General features: G+C 66.2%; 20 protein-coding genes and 1 tRNA gene. 1 reads left to right on the forward strand and 20 read right to left on the reverse strand.

The window, feature by feature from the left end; translation table 11 throughout:
- The 4 genes from KGZ40_00315 to KGZ40_00330 all read right to left on the reverse strand — a co-directional run.
- Positions 1–415 (reverse strand): hypothetical protein (locus tag KGZ40_00315; protein MBS3955966.1); only part of this gene is annotated, 415 nt, incomplete at its 3' end.
- Positions 412–1,047, reverse strand: coding sequence for a DUF3343 domain-containing protein (locus KGZ40_00320; protein ID MBS3955967.1), 636 nt, complete (start codon positions 1,045–1,047; stop codon positions 412–414). The genes KGZ40_00315 and KGZ40_00320, both read right to left, overlap by 4 nt.
- A complete protein-coding gene (locus KGZ40_00325; GenBank protein ID MBS3955968.1) occupies positions 1,044–1,253 on the reverse strand; it encodes a sulfurtransferase TusA family protein in 210 nt (69 codons plus the stop codon). The genes KGZ40_00320 and KGZ40_00325 overlap by 4 nt, the downstream gene beginning before the upstream one ends.
- An 11-nt stretch (positions 1,254–1,264) precedes the next feature.
- On the reverse strand, positions 1,265–2,500 hold the full coding sequence (locus tag KGZ40_00330; GenBank protein ID MBS3955969.1) for a YeeE/YedE family protein: 1,236 nt from the start codon (positions 2,498–2,500) through the stop codon (positions 1,265–1,267).
- Between the two features lie 250 nt (positions 2,501–2,750).
- Between KGZ40_00330 and KGZ40_00335 the strand changes: the two genes are divergently transcribed.
- The gene (locus KGZ40_00335) at positions 2,751–3,200 is read left to right on the forward strand and encodes an META domain-containing protein (protein MBS3955970.1); all 450 of its coding nucleotides are present in this window, start codon (positions 2,751–2,753) and stop codon (positions 3,198–3,200) included.
- A gap of 177 nt (positions 3,201–3,377) precedes the next feature.
- Here KGZ40_00335 and KGZ40_00340 read toward each other — a convergent pair whose 3' ends face one another.
- The 16 genes from KGZ40_00340 to KGZ40_00415 all read right to left on the reverse strand — a co-directional run bounded on the left by KGZ40_00340 (position 3,378) and on the right by KGZ40_00415 (position 19,921).
- Complete coding sequence (locus tag KGZ40_00340) at positions 3,378–3,776, reverse strand: ACT domain-containing protein (GenBank protein ID MBS3955971.1); 399 nt, start codon at positions 3,774–3,776, stop codon at positions 3,378–3,380.
- 101 nt (positions 3,777–3,877) lie between these two features.
- A complete protein-coding gene (locus KGZ40_00345; protein MBS3955972.1) occupies positions 3,878–4,165 on the reverse strand; it encodes a 4Fe-4S binding protein in 288 nt (95 codons plus the stop codon).
- Positions 4,166–4,167: 2 nt separating this feature from the next.
- The gene (locus KGZ40_00350; GenBank protein MBS3955973.1) at positions 4,168–5,244 is read right to left on the reverse strand and encodes an acetyl-CoA synthase subunit gamma; all 1,077 of its coding nucleotides are present in this window, start codon (positions 5,242–5,244) and stop codon (positions 4,168–4,170) included.
- Between the two features lie 164 nt (positions 5,245–5,408).
- A complete protein-coding gene (gene selB, locus KGZ40_00355; protein ID MBS3955974.1) occupies positions 5,409–7,313 on the reverse strand; it encodes a selenocysteine-specific translation elongation factor in 1,905 nt (634 codons plus the stop codon).
- A gap of 4 nt (positions 7,314–7,317) precedes the next feature.
- Entirely contained in the window at positions 7,318–8,718 is a 1,401-nt protein-coding gene (gene selA, locus KGZ40_00360; GenBank protein ID MBS3955975.1) for an L-seryl-tRNA(Sec) selenium transferase, read from the reverse strand.
- A gap of 55 nt (positions 8,719–8,773) precedes the next feature.
- Positions 8,774–9,805, reverse strand: coding sequence for a selenide, water dikinase SelD (gene selD, locus KGZ40_00365; GenBank protein MBS3955976.1), 1,032 nt, complete (start codon positions 9,803–9,805; stop codon positions 8,774–8,776).
- A 6-nt stretch (positions 9,806–9,811) separates the two neighbouring features.
- Entirely contained in the window at positions 9,812–11,185 is a 1,374-nt protein-coding gene (locus KGZ40_00370; GenBank protein MBS3955977.1) for a GGDEF domain-containing protein, read from the reverse strand.
- A 55-nt stretch (positions 11,186–11,240) separates the two neighbouring features.
- Positions 11,241–13,253, reverse strand: a complete 2,013-nt coding sequence (locus KGZ40_00375) for a cellulase family glycosylhydrolase (protein MBS3955978.1) — start codon at positions 13,251–13,253, stop codon at positions 11,241–11,243.
- An 8-nt stretch (positions 13,254–13,261) separates the two neighbouring features.
- Positions 13,262–14,428: a tetratricopeptide repeat protein gene (locus tag KGZ40_00380; protein ID MBS3955979.1), complete on the reverse strand. Its 1,167-nt coding sequence runs from the start codon at positions 14,426–14,428 to the stop codon at positions 13,262–13,264.
- Positions 14,425–15,087: a cobalamin-dependent protein gene (locus KGZ40_00385; protein ID MBS3955980.1), complete on the reverse strand. Its 663-nt coding sequence runs from the start codon at positions 15,085–15,087 to the stop codon at positions 14,425–14,427. Before KGZ40_00385 ends, KGZ40_00380 begins: the two co-directional genes overlap by 4 nt.
- A 116-nt stretch (positions 15,088–15,203) precedes the next feature.
- Positions 15,204–15,290 (reverse strand) — tRNA-Leu (locus KGZ40_00390).
- A gap of 3 nt (positions 15,291–15,293) precedes the next feature.
- Positions 15,294–16,268: a Ppx/GppA family phosphatase gene (locus tag KGZ40_00395; GenBank protein ID MBS3955981.1), complete on the reverse strand. Its 975-nt coding sequence runs from the start codon at positions 16,266–16,268 to the stop codon at positions 15,294–15,296.
- Positions 16,268–16,795 (reverse strand): DUF501 domain-containing protein, encoded by a 528-nt coding sequence (locus KGZ40_00400; protein ID MBS3955982.1) that lies wholly within the window; start codon positions 16,793–16,795, stop codon positions 16,268–16,270. The genes KGZ40_00395 and KGZ40_00400 overlap by 1 nt, the downstream gene beginning before the upstream one ends.
- A 6-nt stretch (positions 16,796–16,801) precedes the next feature.
- Positions 16,802–17,350: a septum formation initiator family protein gene (locus KGZ40_00405; protein ID MBS3955983.1), complete on the reverse strand. Its 549-nt coding sequence runs from the start codon at positions 17,348–17,350 to the stop codon at positions 16,802–16,804.
- A gap of 86 nt (positions 17,351–17,436) precedes the next feature.
- Complete coding sequence (gene pyk / locus KGZ40_00410) at positions 17,437–18,900, reverse strand: pyruvate kinase (protein MBS3955984.1); 1,464 nt, start codon at positions 18,898–18,900, stop codon at positions 17,437–17,439.
- Positions 18,901–18,985: 85 nt separating this feature from the next.
- Positions 18,986–19,921 (reverse strand): class I SAM-dependent methyltransferase, encoded by a 936-nt coding sequence (locus KGZ40_00415; GenBank protein ID MBS3955985.1) that lies wholly within the window; start codon positions 19,919–19,921, stop codon positions 18,986–18,988.
- Between the last annotated feature and the right edge of the window lie 4 nt (positions 19,922–19,925).

Genomic DNA, 19,925 nt, shown 5'->3' on the forward strand with positions numbered 1-19,925 from the left:
CGAGTCCCGCAGCCTTCGCCGCGTACATCCCGCCTGCGTCCGCGACAAGCCGCAACTCCCCCGCATTCACGCGAGGTTGCAGCGCCTCGACCGCCGCCCGCATGAGGGCCATGACCGGCTGAAGGTAGTGAAAGGAAAGTACCGTTGGCCTGATGCGATCGACGTCGTCCATAAGGCGCTCGTAGACGGCACGCGTGCCCTCTCCACGTCCCCGATCGCCTCCAAGAACCGTCCACGGCGCCTCGGTGCCGAGGTACTCAGTCACGGCCAGTGCCGCCGAGAGCATCGCGGCCGAGCCCTGGCACGACGGGATCTCGACGTTGCCGACGCGCAGAACGCCGTTGTCGCGCTCGACCTGACCGCACACCGTCTCGCCGATGCCGGTAGGGATCGTCGCTGCAACGAGTAGTCTCACCGGCCAGCACCCGCCTCACACGGAGCGAGTGTCTCGTCCGCGTTGAACGCTCGCACACCCTCGACCGAGTCCGGCACGGCGGTCCCGTCGACCATTGAGCGCGCTTCAAGAAACGCGCGATCGAGCATGAGGCCGCAGAGCGTATAGCCGAGCTCCCGCGGTCTGCGGCCGTTATGCACGGTGTCGCCCACCAACTCGAGGTTCAGGAACGGGATGTCGGGACACCCTCCGCCCGACGTGTTAACGATACGACCTGTATCCTTTTCCACAGTGATCTTCATGTTGCCGGCTCGCACCATCAGGTGCTCGCCGAAGTCAACCCATGTCACGATGTCGGCGAGCTCAAGCGTACCCTCAAGCGTGTCCGCCCATCCGCGCGGCTCGACGTCACGCGACGCCAATTCACGCTCGGCTCCGGGACGTTCGACGGCGGCAATCGCAATTGCGAGGTCGCATCCCGCTCGCAGGCGCTGCGGAGGCGCGACGAGCTCAATATCGTAGCCCGCGGCCTTGAGTACCTTCTCCGCCTTCAGGGCAGACGTCACGTCGTCGAAGAGAAAGATGCCGACGGCCTCATCGACAACCGCACGTGCGACCGCGCCCTTCTGAGCTTTGCCAAACAGCCATTTCACGATCGCTTCGCCTCAATCGTGAATCCGTCCGGCCCTTCGGCCACGTTGACGGTGTAGCCTTCGTCAGAAAGCAGGTTCGTGACGTTAGCCTTGGCGGTTCCCGAGTCAACGAGCACCCTCAGCGATTCAGGGTTGCTATCGAGCGCCTTTTTGGCCCGCATGAGCGGGAGCGGGCACGACAGGCCCCGAGCGTCCACCTCTACCATCTCTTCTCCTCTCACACAACGCGTTCGCGCTTGATGAACAGAATCGCGGCAAGCACCACGGCCATCACGCCGAGCGCCAGCCACGCGTTTGGAGCGAGGCCCGCCGGTGACGACGCGAGTCCCTGCCAGTGGGCGAAGCCAGCGCCCGCGATCATGCCCACGACCGCCATGGTCGCATCCGCGTCACCTTCGCCCGACATGATGACCTGCCTAAACGGGCAACCGCCCATCATAATCGCAGTCAAGCCCGCGACCACCATCGCCGCGAAGTTGCCAAGCGCGTTGGTGTGCGCGACGGGCTGGCCGAGAAATCCGAGATTGAACTGACCGAAGGCCAGGTTGGCGACGGTCGCCCCAATCAGCAGCCCCGCTACGCCGACCATAAGATCGAACCTGCGCACGAGCAGCACGTCACGGATGCCTCCTACCGTGCAAAATCTGCTGCGCTGCGCAACTATCCCGAACGCGAGGCCAGCGACAATCGAAATGAGGAAGGGGGCGCGCAGTCCGCCGGGAGCGGGCCGCGCCGCGGTTAGCTTCTCGGCTTCAACGAGCACCTCGCCGTCCGCTGCGACCACAGCACCTTCGACGATGCTCGCGCCCTCAGGCCTTAGCACATTTTCGCCCTGCACCACCGCGACGCCGGGGAATATCTTGGCCTTCTCGGGAGTGACCGTGAACGCGCCGAGAGCCGTGCCTGACGCCCACAGGGCCGCCAGCACGAATAGCACAGCGGCAATCGCCGGACCCGTCCACCCAAACCCTGCGCCGAGCTTCTTCGCGCGTCCGAGGTTGTAGCCGCCCTTGAGCATAAGCGAGCCAACGCTCACACCGGCGATGATTCCTGCGATGCCATACAGCGCGTTCAGGTCGCCGCCGCCGAGCCTCAGCCATGCGCGAACCGTACAGCCGAGAAAGATGAGCGACGAGACCATGAAAATGAACCCAAGCACGAATCTAAGGATCGTCGCCGAGCCGCCGCGAGGACGAAACTCCCTCGTAAGAAGCGCCGCGCCGAGCGCCCCGCCGATTAGGCCGATAATCTCCGGCCTGATGTAAGCGACACCGCCCATGTTGGCGTTAGCACCCAGGAAAAAGCCCGCAATATCCCGGTTGAAGCATGCGATACACAACCCCATGTTGCCAGGATTCCCCATGCTCACGAGCCATGCGGCCCCCACTCCCAGCACGAGTCCCGCAGCACCGATGATCCACGCCGAAGGTCCGATCAAGCGATGTTTGAACATGCGCGCCCCCTTCTTTGATGCACCCCGAGAGTGAACATGACTATAGCTGACATAATATCTACTTATTATCAACCACGTCAACCGACAACCCCTAGCCGAGGATCCCCGGGAGGTAGCTCGCGGCCTACTGGCCCGGAGCAGGGGCCTGGAGGCAAGATACAGGCATGCGCTCGCCTGCGTCGCGTGAACCGTGCGAGCCACGGGAACGTCATATTGCTTGTGAGATCCACAGTCGACCGAGGGAGTGACGATGAGCATCCGTGTATCGAGTGGGCGCGCCCGGCGCGCGATCCTGCTGACAGCATTGTTCGCGCTTGTGCTGTCTCTGGTAGCCGCGTGCGCCGGGGCCGGCGGGCCGGATGAGTTGGATGGTACGGCGTGGCAGCTCGTCGGGTGGGCCGAGGAGGCGACCGATCCCGCTGCGCATACCGTCACGATCATCTTCGATGGAGATCAGGCGGGTGGCCAGGCGCCGGTGAATTCGTACGGCGGCACGTTCTCCACGGGGCGCGGCGGCGCGTTCGCGACGAGCGAGATCGCCCAGACGCTCATGGCGGGATCCGAGCCGGCCATGGAGGCCGAGGCAACGTACTTCCGGCTCCTGGCTGAGGCGGCATCCTACGAGGTGACCGCGGAGCGGCTGGCGCTCTCCAACGCCGGGGGCGACGAGGTTCTCGTGTTCGAACCGCTGGCCCGCTAAGAGCGAGGGTCCGCCGCCGACTCGAGGGAGATGTCGATATCGAGGCCGGAGCGCTAAATCACATCAACTCTCCGGGCAAACTGTGTCACTCGACGAGAACGTGTGAGGCCCGAGTCCGTTCGCGATCAGCCGCAGCTCGAACTCGGCGTGCCTTTCGCGGAGGCTCGCGGCCTCCTACTACGTCAACGCGTTGACTGCCCGCGCGTCGTCCTCCGTCTTGACGATGGCGAGTGCTGTGCCAGCGCCGGAAGCCACCGACGCGTACGCCCAGCGCATGTCGATGCCTGCCTCGGCGATCGCGCGCGCGACGGATTCGAGCGCGCCGGGCTCGTCGCTCAGCTCCACGGCCACCGCGGTATGCTCCGTCACGTCGGCCTGCAGGCGCTCGAGGGCGGCAGCAGCTGCCGCGTTGTCGCTCGTCACCAGCATGAACTCGCCGCGGTCTTCCTTGCGGTACGCTCCGATCGCGATGATGTTCACGCCTGCTTCCCGGATGACCTCGCCGACATCGGCGAGCAGTCCGATGCGGTTCGGGAGCTTCACGACGAGCTCGTGCGTGAGGTGTGCGCGTGTCATACGAATCGCCCCTTCGTTCGTGCGTGACTTACGCTAGAATTCATACCCGCCGAGGCGCGTACTCCCGCATGCTTCGGAGCCGGGACGTCAGTCAGTCGCCGTCAGTCGCATCCGCACGAGGGCTCGGAGCCGGTCAGCCACCCGTGGATGACGGCGGCGGCACATCCCACGCCCGCATCGACGCTGATGGCTGCCGCCGGGCAGTTGCGTGCACACGCGCCGCACTCGATACAGCGGTCTCGGTCTGTGAGGGTCGCGCGACCGTCGGGCGACATCTCGAAGACACCATGAGGGCAGACAACGGTGCACATGCGGCACCCGGTGCACGCCGACCGGTCGAGTGCGACGGTCGTCACGCCGTCGATGTAGCGCAGGTCGCTCGTACTCATCGTCAGACCACCGCCGACACGGCGAGGGAGACGAGCGTCGCGGCCGCGAGGGCCAGCTGCACGGGGATGGCGCGGCGCATCTCCCACAGGACGCCGGAGGGCGAGGTGAACGTCGAGGAACCGGTGAAGTTCATCGCGGTGTAGGACGACACGGCCGTCATGCCGAGGAACACCGCGGCCATGCCCGCCGGGTCGAGCCAGCGAGCCGTCACTCCGAGGAAGACGGCCGCAAGCGCAGTGCCTACGAGCGCGCCTTTGACCGCGAACATCCTGCCAGGGATAGCGGGTAGTGCGGCCGGCACCACGAATCCTCCCGCCACAACAGCGAAGATGCCCGCGGCCAGTGCGACGAGCACCGGGGGCCAGGTCACGAGTCCGAATGCTGCGAGAGCGATGAGCAGCCCCGCAGCGACGAGTACGCGTCGGTCCCGCAGCGCGGACAGCTCGACGCCGGTGAGGACGAGGCGGTCTGCGAGTCCGAAACGGACTCGCCGCATCTCGGCGGTCGCACGCATCTCGGCGTCGAGGAATGCTGGCAGGTCAGAGGCCCGGATCGGACCGTAGACGACGCGGAATCCGGTCGCTTCGCGTACCTCGTGTGCGGCCACTCCCGGAGCACCGAGTTGGGGCAGTACGAGCGTGCGATGTTCGGTGAGGTGCTCGATGCCGCACTCGCGGACGCGGAAGATAACTTCGGACGTCCCGAACGTGCCCTTTCCCGCGGCGCACCACACGTTGACGCCGTGCGTGTTGAGGGCGATCAGCCAGGCGGATCGCCCGGTGAGCGCGAAGCGCACGGCGTCGAAAGAGAGCGTGTAGTTGGCTGTCACCAAGACGGGGGAGCGCTCATCGGGCTCGCCGATCGCGTAGAGCCCCGGGCGTACACGTCTGCCCGAGCGACGGAACCCCAGTCGTGCGCCGATCGCCTCGAATCGGTCGTGCCGGGTGATGCTGGTGGTGACCCGCGGCACCGGACCGAACAGAGTGTCGACCTCCCCATCGATGGAGGAGGGGCGTCCGTATTCGTAGGTGTCGGGCGCAGGCCCGCAACAGGTGCTCGGTCCGCAGCAGCCGCTCATGTCACGACCCTCCATCCGGTCTGCGCTCGGCGGCCGGGTGTCGAAGACAGAAGCCCTGTCATGCAGTATACGCAGCTGGCTCACTGGATCAACTAGCGACCCGACGGTAGCGCTCTCGATCCGGGGTGGGGCACTGAAGCTTTCGCCGAACGCAGGTCTGAGACTTACCCCCTGCGCAGCACTCTCGCGTCGCCCTCGCGCCTGGTCAGTCCGGTCGCATCGAAGTACTCGAGGAGCGGCAACGTGTACTTCCGGCTCACGCCGAGCACATCACGCAACTCGGCGGGAGACGCGCTCCCCTTCTCGCGCAGGTGCCGCTCGACACGCGCCGCCGCGTCCGCGATCGCTTCGGCGTCGAAGTGCAGCAACACACTGAGCCGAACCACCGCGCCCTCGGCGGCCATGCGCCCGAGGATCCTGGCCGCTGTCTTCTCGTCGATCCCGACTTCTTGTCCCCACTGTCTCGGGGTCGCCGGAGCAAGCCCGTCCCGCTTGACTAGAGCCGCGAGCGCTCTGGCCGCGGCATCTTCAGCCGCGATCGCTGACACCGCCGCAGCCGGGTGGCGCACCTCACCCTTCTCGGCCCGAGCGACTTTCCGCTCCACCGCAGCTTCGATGAGCGCGTCGAACACCTTGGGTTCGATCCTTCGGTCAACCCGGTAGCGAAGCGCCGATGTCGCGATGCCGGTCGCCTTAGGTTCTGCCTCGTGAAACGCGAGCAATTCGCGTTCGATCGCCTCGCACAGTCCGTCAAGCGCCTCGGCGGTGACAAAGAGTGTCTCCCCGCCCGCCTTCAGGCGCTGGAGCTTGGCGCGGTTGAGCTCATCGGCGACCTCGGCACGCGGCACTCCCAGCGCGGCGGCCACCTCGGCGGAGGTCATCGGGATCGCTCGCGACGCGAGGAGCCCTATCGCGGCCTTCGAAAGATCACCCGCCAGAAGCGCTTCGAGCAACTCCCGTTCATGCGTGCGCAGGGTCGTGCGGCGAGGCGGCAACGCGTCGAGAACCACCCCGCCACCGATCGTATACACCGGCGAGTACGACCGCACGATGAAGCGGTCACCGTAGCGCGGAGCGAGCGGCTCGTCGAGACGGATCTGCGCGAACACCGACTCGCCCCTTGCGAGTCGCGCGCCCTCGGTGAGCAACACCCGCCCGATGACTTCCCGTGTCCCGTGGTGCACGTGCACGCGAGCTCCCGACACGAAGGGCTCATCGCCGCCGGGCATGCCGAGGTAGGTGAACCGTGCGTCGAACCGGTCGGTCACGGTGAGGGTTCCGGGCGCGGCAACCGTGTCTCCACGTGAGATCTCACTCTTCTCAAGCCCAGCAATGTTGATCGCGACGCGCTGACCCGCCGACGCCGCCGATACCTGCTCGGAGTGAACCTGTACACCACGCACCCGGCCCTGTACGCGCGAGGGCAGCAGCTCAACCGCGTCGTCCCTGGCGACCTTGCCTGACCACATCGTGCCGGTCACCACGGTGCCAGCTCCCGTGATCGTGAACACCCGATCGACGGGCAGCCGCATCGGCAGGTTGGCGTGGCGCGCCGGAGCCTCAACGGCGACCCGGTCAAGCTCTGCGAGAAGCTCAGGGATGCCCGAACCCGTCACCGCCGACACCGGCACGATCGAAGCGCCGGCTATCGAGGTGGCGTCGACGAGCGCGCGCACCTCTTCGGTGACAAGCTCGATCCACTCGGGATCGGCAAGGTCGGCCTTCGTGAGCGCGACCACCCCGCTCTCCACGCCAAGCAGGTCGACGATCGCGAGGTGCTCACGGGTCTGAGGCATAATGCCGTCGTCGGCCGCGACCACGAAGAGCACGACATCGATCCCGGTCGCTCCGGCGACCATGTGTCGCACGAACCGCTCATGGCCGGGCATATCGACCACACCCATCGATCTGCCGCTTGGCAACGTGAGGCGCGCGAAACCGAGCTCGATGGTGATGCCGCGCGCTTTCTCTTCCGCGAGACGGTCGGGGTCGGTGCCGGTGATCGCCTTGACCAGCGTGGACTTGCCGTGGTCGATGTGCCCGGCGGTACCGAGTACCAGCGAAGGCATCTGCCTACCCCGCTCCGAGAAGCACCGATGCGACCCTGTCGACGATGCCGGACTCATCGGCGACCGATAGTGTCCGCGGATCGAGCAGCACGCGATCGTCCTTGATCCGGGCCACCACCGGCGGCTCGGCGCGCCGCATCCGCCGTTCGAGTTCGACGGCAGAAACGCCGTTCGGCTTGATGCGCACGACCACCGAGGGGATATCGGCGAGAGGCAACGCGCCGCCTCCCGCACGCGAGACGTCGTCGGCGATATCGAGTATCGCACGATCCCCCACACGCTCGGCGATCCGCTCGGCGAGCGCCGCGGCACGCACCCCAATCTCGTCTTTGGATGCCGAGAGCATGCGGAGCACGGGGATCTCGGCGAGCGCGGCCTCCGGATCGATGTACGTGCGCAACGTGACCTCGAGTGCGGCGAGCGTTAATTTGTCGAGGCGCAGGGCGCGGGCCATGGGGTGCTTTTTCAGACGGCGGATGACGTGCTCGCGTCCTACGAGGATGCCGGCCTGCGGTCCGCCGAGCAGCTTGTCGCCAGAGCACGACACGAGGTCGGCGCCAGCCGCGATCGACTCGGCCACCGTGGGCTCGTGCGGCAGTCCCCACTGGCGAACGTCCACGAGCACTCCGGATCCCTGGTCTTCGAAGACCGGCACACCGTGGGCCGCCCCCAGCAAGACGAGCTCGTCGAGGCCGACCTCCTGCGTGAATCCGACTACACGGAAGTTGCTCGAGTGGACCTTGAGAATCACCCCGGTACGCTCTGTGAGCGCACCCTCATAGTCCGCGAGGTGGGTCTTGTTAGTCGTGCCCACCTCGACCATCGTCGCGCCGGACTCCCGCATGATGTCGGGTATGCGAAAGCTTCCGCCGATCTCTACAAGCTGACCGCGGCTGACAATCGCCTCTTTGCCGCGCGCAAGCGCGGCGAGCGCGAGCATGACCGCTGCGGCGTTGTTGTTGACGGCCATCGCCGCCTCGGCCCCCGTGATCTTGCAGAGCAACTCCTCGCAGTGCGTGTGACGGCTACCTCGTTCTCCGGTCACGACGTCGTACTCGAGCGTGGAGTACGACCCGGCGACCTCCGCGACCGCCGCTGTCGCCCGCTCAGAGAGGATCGAGCGCCCGAGGTTCGTGTGCACAATGATCCCGGTGGCGTTGATCACGCGACGCAGCGAGCGCTGCGACTTGAGCGCGACCCGGCTCGTCGCGTCGGTCAGCAGCCCACTCTCGTCATACTCGATCCCCGCATCCGAAAGCAGCCGCGCGCGCCAGACGTCGATCGCCTCACGCAACGCGTCGAGTACGAGCGGCCGTGGGTATTCTTCGAGCAGCGCGGCGACTGTTGGGTGACGTAGCAGATCGTCGACCTTCGGCAGGCGCCTCAACCGTTCCTGGGTGTCCATACGCGTGATTCTACCTGTTCGCTGAGGTGTTTGTGAGCACATGCACAGCACGAGACTACACGACGACGATCCTGCCTGGCTCTCCGTGTTCCATCTCGCCCACGACCGAAGCCGACTCTCCACGTGCTGCGAGCGCCGCGAGGAGATCACCGGCTCGCGCCGGATCGACCGCCATGAGCAGTCCTCCGCTCGTCTGCGGGTCGCACAGCGCGTCCTTCCATTCCCGCTTGATCCCGCCCCACTCCACAAACGGGTCGAGCGCGGTGATCACGTCGAGCGTACGGCCGGGCTTGACCCCGTCGCGGCCGTACTCCAACGCACCCGGCCACACCGGAACCGCACGCGTCTCGACACGTGCCGCGCACCCGCTTGCGAGCGCCATCTCCCTTAAGTGGCCGATCAGCCCGAAGCCAGTGACGTCGGTCGCGGCGTTCACTCCCACCTCGACCATCGCTTCGGCGGCGGCCTTGTTGAGGTGCGCCATCGACTCGATCACTTCACTAAGCGACTCTTCAGTCTCAAGACCGGCCTTGAGCGCGGTGTTCATGATGCCCACGCCAATCCGCTTGGTCACGACGAGCGTATCACCAGGACGGGCGCCTGCGTTGCGTACGACTTTTCCTGGCTCGGCCTCGCCCATCACGGCCAATCCGAACTTGGGCTCCTTGTCGTCGATCGTGTGCCCCCCCGCGACGAGCACCCCAGCGAGCGCGCACGTATCAGCGCCGCCCTTCAAGACTTGCGCCACCACCCCGGGATCCATCGAGCAGGGAAACGCGAGCAAGTTAAGCGCGACGAGCGGGCGGCCACCCATGGCGTAGATATCGGAAAGCGCGTTGGCCGCAGTGATGCGGCCAAAATCGTACGGGTCATCGACCATCGGCGTGAAAAAGTCGACGGTAAGCAAGATGGCACGATCGCCGAGCAGGTATACCGCGGCGTCATCGCTAGTCTCGAAGCCCACCATGAGCTGTTCGGATTCTTGCGGAGCGAGTGTGGAAAGTACCGCTGCGAGATCCTCCGGACCCCACTTGGCAGCTCAACCGGCTTTGCTCGACAGCTGCGTCAAACGTACAGGCTCACCCATGAAAGCTTACGACCTCACTCCGTTGACGTGGGCGTACTCGGTGTCATCCGGGAACGGCTCGACCGGTCTGCCAAAGTAGAAGCCTTGACCGTACCGTACGCCGAGTGAGCGCACCATAGCGAGTTCCTCGGCGGTCTCGATCCCTTCTGCGACGAGCTTGACGCTGGCGGAGTCGGCGAATGTCACGAGACTCGTGATAAGGGATCGGCGAATATCGTCACCGTCACAACCGCGCACAAGCGACAGATCGATCTTAAGCCACTCTGGATTGACCTCCGCAAGGCACTGGAGGGAGGCGTATCCCGCGCCGGCGTCGTCGACGGAGATCGAGAAGCCGAGCGCCCTGAGCAGCTCCAGTGTCGCCCTGAACGCGACGAAGTCGTTGATGGCGGCGCGCTCGGTAAGCTCAAGCACGATGCTCTCGGGCTCGATCCGGGCGTGATCGAGGATGCTGCTCTTAACCATGTCGCGCAGGTGAGGGTCGCCTACCGCCTCGGGCTCGACGTTTATGAACAGGAGTCTGCCCTCGGGCAGGCCAGCGGCTGCCTCGATGGCGCGCGTGCGGCACAACCGTTCCAAACGCATAACGAGATCGGTATCGTACGCGACCTTGAACAGCTTGTCAGGATGCTCGAACTCGGTGCCAGCCGGTCCGCGCGAGAGCGCCTCGTATCCTACTACCGACATGTCCCGCAGGTCGAAGACCGGATGCACGAGCGTGCGCACATCCCGCGTGTCGATGATGTGCCGCAGGTGATCGGCTCGCTTCTCGGCATCGAGAGCTTCTCTGCTCGCTGACTCTTGCATCGCCGCGTCGAGAGCCCGGTGCACAAGGCGCTCGCTTCGCACATTGGGATCGGCAGCGACCGTCGCCGAGCCGACGTAGCACCCAAACTTGCTGTAGACGGTCGGCTCGATTACGTGCGCAAGGCGCTCTCGCACGACTCGCTCGACCCGCTCGACGATCATCTGGCGTGCGCCGGAATCCATATGAAGGGTGGCTCGCGGCGGTGAGAGGATGATGACGAACGCGTTTCCCGCGACCATGAGCTCGGCGACGATGTCCGCGTCACGCAGGGTCGTGCCTGTGATGTCGGTGAGCGTCTCGGCGACGTTGCGCATGACACCGTCGAAGACCTTCCAACCGTAGATCTCCTCGATCTTCGAGTAGCGGACCACGTTGAGGCAGAGCAAAGAGACCTCGCCGCGCTCTTCGAGCAAGCAGTTGATCCGGGGAAAAAGGAGCGGCGTGGTGGGCAACCCTGTGACCGGGTCGAAGAGAAGCCGCCGAACCTCGGGATGGGACTCGATCGCCTCGGCGAACTCAAGCCATGACTCCAGCAGATGGTCGTAGTCCGCGTGCTCCCTTGGATACTTCATGTCCGTGTCCCCCACCGCCGCGTCTCGAGTTGCCTTTCGTCCTTATACTTGTGCGTCACGCGTATGTGAAGTGCATGACCTTGACGCCGCCGCCTTCGAGCGGCACGCCAACAGCGGTATCGTATACCCGCACGCGAGGTCCGCCCCTCACATCGGCTATATCGGCGACTGCACGCTCAAACGAGAGTGTGGCGGTAACGGGTTCCCGTCCGTGATTGAGCGTGACCACAACGCCGTCGTCCTCGCCAGTGAACAGCGCGAGCTCGACCGCTGGCTGGTCGCATCCCACCGGCGAACCGCACCCCGCCGACCGCGCGACAGCGCCGTAGACGGTCCGGAGGAGATGTGTGATCGCAGCCGGAGCGGCCCACGGGTCGCCCTGGGCGATTGCGCGCTCCAGCGGCGCGGCGCACAGCACCGCTCTGCCCTGCCCGTGCTGATCGAGCGTGAGGAGCGGGGATCCCGTCGCGTCGGTTGCCACGATCGTCGCACCCGCCTGACCAAGCAGCGCGAAAGACGGCGTCTCGAGAGTCGCATCGAACGAGACAAGCTGGCCGAGTAGATCCGGCTGAGCCACCCTGCACGAGAGGCGGGAACGGGGCCCGTCATCGCCGAGGAACTCGACCCCAAAGAGCTCGCGGGCCGCAGCGTCGATATCACCGCCTCCATACGAGCAGATGAGCGATCCCCCGCCCTGAACAAACGAAGCGAGCCGCTCCCAGGTGACCTCATCGAGCCGGAAAGCGGACGGGACGATGAGAACCGTGTACGGGGCAAACGTCTCGGACTCATGGACAACGGTGACCGGCACATGCGCCTGCTTGGCGGCGACAAAGGCTTGCAGGCACGCGCGTGGATCGTAAAGAGACGCGAGATCAGGCAGCGGATTGTACCGCTCGGCTGGGATGACTATCGCCGTGCGCTCCTGTGTGAGCGAGTATCGCGTAAGATCGATGTGGGCGACCGTGCGGGCGAACTCACGCAGCTCCCCCATCGTCGGCTTCTCGGCGCCGTGCGTGTCGTGCACACCGACAAGCACCTCGAATGGGTCCCGGAAGTACGGCTCCCTGCGCTCCGCGTCAAGATCGCGCCACCGCCGCACCAACACCCCCGCCGCGCGGTTCATCAGTCCCGAGTAGAGCGCGCACCGCAGGTGAACGGCTTCTTCAGCGTGTGACTGGTCGAGGGAGTGAACGCCCGCGTCATCTAAGATGATCGGGGCGGCGCGCGACGCCGAGTGGAGCAGGAACGCGTCGAGATACGTCGATGGTCCTGACGTAGGCGGCCCCTCAGCGGCGTAGGCGCGGTATGCGGCCGTCACGTGGCTCACGCCGATCTCGCAACCGGCGAGCGTCTCTTTAGCGTCCACACCGGTCAGCCGGAAGAGCGTCTCCGGTTCGGTCGACACCATGACCGGCCGCCTCTGATCGATCTCGCGAACGGCGTCGCGCAGGGTCGAGACCCACTCGCTCATCTGCTCGGCTGAGGTGAACCCGGCGCAAAACGCTTCGTTGGCAAGGTCCCACGCGAAGATCGTCTCCTCTGCGCGGTACCGGTTCACGATGCGCTGGACGAGCGCGGCCTGACGTTGGATTAGATACTGATCACCGCGAGGATCGCGCCGCTTGCCCCACATGACGTCGAGCATGTCGGCGAGGCGATCGTCGGCGAAAAAGCAGACGATGAGCTTTACCTGATTCGCTCGGGCCGCGTCCACGATCTCCTGTAAGCGCTCATCGGCGAGGTCCGAGTACTGGCCTACCTGCGGCTCAAAGTACTTCCACGAGACGAACACCCGTGCCAGGGTGAGGCGCTCACGGGCAAACGCCTCGAAGTCAGCGGCCACGTCGCCGGCGTACCAGTCGTCCCACCCTTGTGTCTCAGCGTCAAGCGGATAGTAGTTCACACCAATGGGGAATCCGGGATTGCGTCGCGGTGGACGGGTGGCCGCCGTTGTGACGGCTGCCGTCTCCCCGGTCGGCGTCTCGACCTCGCCTGTTGCTGCGGCGACCGGCTCTGGTGCCGGATCGGGCAGTCGAATGCGCGTGTGTGGACGTTTTGTGGGCACCTGAGCCTTCACCTCCCCCGGGAATACGCGTCGTACAGTGTCCAGAACAAGCCCTGCCGACGGGTGTCGTGGTATGCCGCGCGGCGGATCTCCCACTCGGCCTCGGCGTGGCGGCCCTCGGTGAGCAGCGCGGCGGCGAGTCCGAACCGGGCGCGCACGCAGGCAGGATCGAGCGCAACAGCGACACGATAGGCATCCTGCGCCGCGCTGAAGCGCTGCAGAGCGAGGAGCGACTCGGCGTAGAGCACGTGCGGGATGGGATGATCGGCCACCGCCTTCGCAAGCGCTGAAAAGACCCTAGCGGAGTGGCGAGCGAGTCCCGGCCGCTTCGCGAATGCCACGCCAAGGCAGTAGACCGCGGTAGGTGTTCGTGCAGAGATCGTGAGCGCGCGCAGGGCGCACGCCATCGCCTCGTTGACCGCTTCTTGCTTCAGATACAGGTATGCGGCCAGTCCGAGCGCTTCGGCGTCATCGGCGTCATCGTCGAGCACGAGACGGATCAGGTCCGCTGCCAAGAAGAAGTCCTCCTCAAACGCGACCGCGTACGCCGCCCCGAGGCGGCTTGCGCGGTCGGGAGCGACATCCGCTGGATCGGGAGCGGGCTGTCCGTCGTCGTAGACGCCAGCGAGCGCGAAGAACAGCTCGTCTTGACTCGGATCGAGCTCTCCGGCCTTCCGGAAGCCGGGAAGGGCGGTGGCCACCCCCTCACGCTTGAGCGCGGCGACCGCAAGGTTGTACATCGCTCGCGCCTCAGCCGGATCGAGCTCGAGCGCCCTGCGCCACGACGCGATCGCCTCCTCCTCAAACGCGGCCGCCGAGAACGCCTCGCCGAGCTGGACGTGTGCGGTTACGAGGTCTGGCACCACCTCGGCAAGCTCGTGCCACACGAGGATCGACTGGTCCCACATCCCGCCGCGACGGTCGTACGCGAGCCCGAGCGCAAGGTACGCCGGGGCGCACCCCGGGTCGATCTCGATGGCGCGCGACGCGAAGCGGATAGCCTCATCGTAGAAGTCCCCCGACAACATGAGCTCGGCGAAAAGACAGTGTGCTCGCGCGTCCGCCCCGTCAGCGCGCATCGCAACGAAGCACGCGTCGGCGGCAGGTTGAACCTTGCCCTCCCTCGCGAGTCCTTCGGCAAGCGCGAGCTGTGAGCCGCGGGTGGGAACCGTCATGTGACGCTCCCCGGCGCCAGATGATCGCGCACGACCCTGCCGAGCAGCCTCAGAGCGCTCTCCGCTCCCTTCACGACCCCATTCGCGCCCACACTTCGAGCCAGGTGGGGATCGGCGGTGAAGGGACCGCCCGAGACAAGCAAGACGAGGCCGTCGCGGCCGCCCGCTTCGAACATCTCGCGGATTCGCGAAACCGAGCGTGCGGTCGCGATCATCTGAGCGGAGACGATGATGATACGCGCGCCGGTCTCCTCGGCACGCTCGAGGAACTCCGCGGGGCGCACGTCCACGCCGAGGTCCACCACGCGGTAGCCCTCTTCTTTGAGCGCGGCCGCGATGATGTTCTTGTCCATGGCGTGGCGGTCATGGTGCATCGTCCCAATGAGGACTGTCACGCCCGTGTCGCGCGCCGCCGCGGGAGGAGTGACAAACGACGCGACCTGCTCGGCGACGACCGAAGCTTGCGTGAAGGCGTACTCATCAATGGCACCGCTCGCCCACGCCCCGCCGAGCATCGCCATGGCGGGGGCGAACACCGTGTCGAAGAGGGACGCCTGGCCGACGCCGGTAAAACGGGCTTCCTCGATTACCGAGATCGCCGCCGCTGGATCGTGGTCGGCGAACGCCTGGTAGAGACGTGCGACTGCGTCATGTGCCATGCGTCACGCCTCCCCTTTCATCGGCTGTGCCGTATCCGATGGTTCTAACGCCAGTCCAGTATCGCAAAGCCGGAGCTCCGCGGGCAAAACGCGCCGCGCACGTCGGCTGGAGCAGGTGGTAGCGGTGGTGGGACTCGAACCCACACGGCCTTGCGGCCAGAGGCTTTTAAGGCCCCCTCCTGTGCCAATTCGGATACACCGCCTTATCAACCGGACTCTCCGTCTCCGGCGCGCGCAAGCCGCGCCCCAACGTCGAGTACGATTCCATATAGTATGTCGTGCTCGCTCACGATGGTCGAATCCAGCCCCGCTCCTTCTAAAACGGCGTCAAGCACGAGACCGCCGCCTACGATCACGCCCGCGCGCTGCGGGTGCACTCCGGGAAGCATCCGGCGCTCTGCGAGCGTCATCGACGCGAGGCTTGCTGTGATCGCCTCGAGCCGCTCGCGTGCGAGCACGACGCCATGCACACGCTCTGCGTCGTAGACCTCGAGGCGTTGGTCGATCGCGGCGAGGGTCGTAGCGGTTCCCGCGAGGGAGATCGAAACTGATGGTGGACCCGGCATCGCCGAGAAGAACGGTGCGAACCGCTCGCGCACCCAGCGGCGCGCCCGTTTCAGCTCGAGCGCATCGGGCGGGTCTGAATGAAGATAGGTCTCGGTCACCCTCCGCGAGCCCACGTCGATCGACGCGGCGTGGCGGATCGCGACCCCCGTGCCGCCCGAATCGCCCCAGACGAGCTCGGTCGAACCTCCGCCAACGTCGTTAACGAGCACACCGTCGCCCTCGATGCCCCACAGGGCGCCCGAGAACGCAAGCCTCGCCTCCTCGTATCCGGATACGATCTCTGGCGCCACACCCAGCGCTGAGAGCCGCGCCGCGAACTCAAAGCTGTTGGCGGCGTCGCGTGACGCGGAGGTCGCCACGCAGCGGTACTCCTCCACGCCCAGGCGGATCATCGTGGCGGCGTATCGCGCGATGACCTCCTCGACACGCTCCATCGCCTCGGCGGAAAGAACTCCGGACTCAACGAGGCCCTCGCCGAGGTGTGTGACATCGGTCGATCGCTCAACCTCGGTGATCTTACCGGCGCTGACATCGGCAACGAGAAGGCGCGCCGTTATGGTGCCGATATCCACAGCCGCCACACGACGTGAATCCGCACCAAGCACGCCGCTCACTACGTCGCCACCCCCGAAGCGGTTCGTGCGCCGCATGCGGCGGTTCGGCACTCGCGTTCGAGCAGCGCACACACGCCCTCACCCACCGCGTCATCGATGTCCGCGAGGTAGGCCGCCACGTGCGCGTGGAGACACTTGGTTGCGAGCGGATCACGCTGCCCAGCCATGCCCACGCCTACGCACGGGTCGAAACCGCCACCCTCGGCACTGCGCGCGGCGCGGTACGCGTCGTCAGCCGCCATCTGTCGACGCGCAAACGATGCGTCGCTCGCGAGGCGCTCAGCCCAGCGCGCGGCATCTCCCGCCGCTTCGCATGCGCTCACCTGACGCGCCAGGGCAGGACAGGTGAGCCAGAAGAGCGTGGGAAACGGTGTCGTGGCTTCTATCGTCGGCGCGGTAGCGATGACCTGCGGGAAGCCGTGACCGCACCGTACCACTGTCCGCCACTGGCCCCGGGGCTCGCGACCCATCTGAACCAGGAGCGTCTCGGCATCGCGTGCTCGAAGCCGTGTGCCAGCAGTGACCATCGTGCGCTACCGTGCGCCGAAGACGAAATCGAGGATGTCGCGCCAGAACGGAGTGTTCGCATCAGCCGCCGGCTCCACACCCGCCTCGGCGGTCATCGTGTTCTCATCGGCATCGATCACGACGTAGAGGTTCTCGCCCTCCCTCACGAAGCCGAGGCTCGTGCGCGCAACCTCTTCCACGCCCTCAGGCGTCTTGAGCCGCTCGACCTGCTCGCGCAGATCGCGGTTGCGCTCCTGAAGATCTGCGAGCTCCGCCTCCAGGCGGTGCTGCTCGCGAGTCTCCGTGTAGCGCATCTTGAGCGGCTCGTAGAGTGACCACACGAGAACGAGAAGCATCGCTGTGACCACAAATGGCAGGAACCACCGGGGCCGCTTGACCCGCGCGGGGCGGCGCGGGGCGGCGCGACGCGCGGAAGCGGGGGTGCGGCTGCGGGAGCGAACGTCGCGCGAGCCGGTGCGCCCGCGCGACGTCGCGCCGGTTGCGGTACGCCCGCGTGCGGCGGTTCGTCTGTTGTTCGTTATGGCCCCTTGCCGCGTCGATTTCTTCGATGCCATAGCTCGGACATCCTGTGAGAAGGCCAACGATCATCTATTGCGGACTTGGGACAAGCCGCGGCTCATGATAGCACAGCGTCCGTATCTCAGTCATCTAGACCTGACGTAGAGGTTGAGGGAGTAAACGGGTTCGCCGTCACATCCCGTCCGATCTCTCTGACGAGGATGAAATCGGTCGCACCCGCGGCCCTGGCCGCGACCCCCGCAGTGATGGCGACCCGCTCGCCGGCGCGCGCATGGCCCGCCTCGACAACAGCGCGGAGCACGTCGCCGAGCATGAGGTCGGTGTCGTCGGCCAGGGGCACAACGAGGGGGCGCACACCCCACACGACCTGCAGCCTTCGCGCCACACTCGCATGGGGCGTCACCGCGATGATGGGCACACGAACCCGGTGGCGCGCAACCGCGCGGGCGGTCGCGCCCGACTGCGTTGCCGTGACGATCGCCGCGAGATCGAGGTCCTCGGCCAGATCACACACGGCGGCACTCACCGCTTGCGTCACGTCGCCGTTCTCTCCCGCACTCCTCCTGTCGCCCACCGGCTCGCCGAGCGACGCTTCCTCTGCGCGGACGATGATCCTTGCCATCGTCGCTACGGACTCCGTCGGGTAGGCGCCGACGGCGGTCTCGGCGGAAAGCATCACCGCGTCGACACCGTCGAAGATGGCGTTGGCCACGTCACTCGCCTCGGCCCGTGTCGGGCGTGGCGAGGACGTCATCGACTCGAGCATCTGCGTAGCGACGATGACCGGGACACCCGCGCTGCGGCACGCGCCAATGATCCGCCGCTGCAGCACCGGCACCGCCTCCGCCGAAGTCTCCACTCCCAGGTCCCCACGAGCGACCATCACCACGTCCGTGGCGTCCACGATCGCTTCGATATCCGCGATAGCCTCGTGTTTCTCGATCTTCGCCACCACAGGAACGTCCGTCTCGCCGAGAAGCCCCCGCAACTGCCCTATGTCTGAGGCCGATCGCACGAATGACATCGCCACGAGGTCGACCCCCGCCGCGATACCCCACTCGATCGCCTCCCGGTCTCGCTGGGTTATAGGATCGATGCCGAGCGTCGTGCCCGGCACGTTGACTCCTTTGTTGGACCCAAGAACACCGCCGGTCGTGACCCGTGTCTCCACCACGCCGTCTCCGATCGCGGTGACTGAAAGCTCGAGCCGCCCGTCATCGAGCAGGAGTCTGTCGCCAGGTCGCAGGTCGCGCGCAAGACCGGGATAGTTAACGCACGCGCGGGAGGAGTCGCCCTCGCACTCCCCGGCGACGAGCATGAACGGCTCGCCGGAAGCGAGCACGGTGTCCCTCGCCATCACGCCGACGCGCAACTTGGGTCCCGCGAGATCGAGCATCACTGCCACCGCCCGCCCGGAACGCTCCGCGGCCGCCCGGACCGCGGCGCACCGTGACTCGAGCTCGGGCAAGCCGGAGTGAGACGAGTTGAGCCGCGCGACGTCCATGCCTGCGGCGATGAGAGCGTCGAGCCGCTCAGGGGCGTCGCTTCCCGGTCCGATCGTCGCGATGATTTTCGCCCGCCTCATCGGTGCCGCCCTTCAATCGAACGGCCCGCTGCGGCCACGCGATCCCGTGGCCGTCAAGCAGCATGGGCCTGGGCTACTCGTCCGCCTACTGTGCGCCTTCGTGTCCGCCAGGCAGGCGGACGATGTGGATCGTGGAGCCGTCCCGACGCACGGTAAGCAGGTCGCGCGCGAGCCGGTGAACCGCCGTGCGCACGTTGCCGTAGAGCCGCTCCGCGCCCTCCGGCTCCGTCACGACCTTGAGCGCGCGGTCCCCGCCCGCGAGCATGTAGCGCACCAGGCGCGTAGCCGCACCGCGCGGCATCGGGTAGGGTACCGCGATCTCGCGCGCGTCACCCGCCCACTCGTCGACGTCGAACAGCGCGGTGTCGCCGGCCTTGGCGGAGAGCTCGCAAAAACGCGCTACCTCGGCTACGAGGATGACCGCCCTGGGACGCTCGGCATGACCGTCTTGGCGGGGAGCTCCGCTTACGAGCCGCAAGTTCACGTCGAGACCGCGCATGGCGGCAGTACGGCCGAGATACGCCCAGTCGAGTGCGCCGTCGTCATCGAGGAGCATGACGACGCGGTCCCTGACGCGGCACGTTAATCTGAAGAGCAGCCGAGCGAGACCGAGGCCCCGCCGAGGCGTGAACGTGACGACAGCGACATCGAACACGTCATCCGCCGCAAGATCCTCAACCATCCCCTGGCGTGTCGTCAGGTTTGGCGCCGCGGCTACATCGCTCGCGAGCAGGCGGCGCAACATGCCCTCCGACGGCTCAAGCGCGGTCAGTTGCCGGGCGCGGCGCAACAGCGGACGAGTCATCAACCCGGTGGCTGCGCCTACCTCGAGCACGTCGACACCTTCGGGCACCTCGGCCAGGAGCGCTTCGACAAGCTCCGGGAATACGCGCTCTTGCCCAAAGTCCATGTCGAAGTTGTTCGCGAGCCGTTCCCTGCGCGCGAGCACACTCTCAAGCGGCACACCGAACTCGTACGGGATGACCGGGGGCTTACTCACGGGGCTGGGGGATCGATTCATGTTG

Source organism: Clostridiales bacterium (assembly GCA_018333995.1).
Taxonomy (GTDB): domain Bacteria; phylum Actinomycetota; class Coriobacteriia; order Anaerosomatales; family SLCP01; genus JAGXSG01.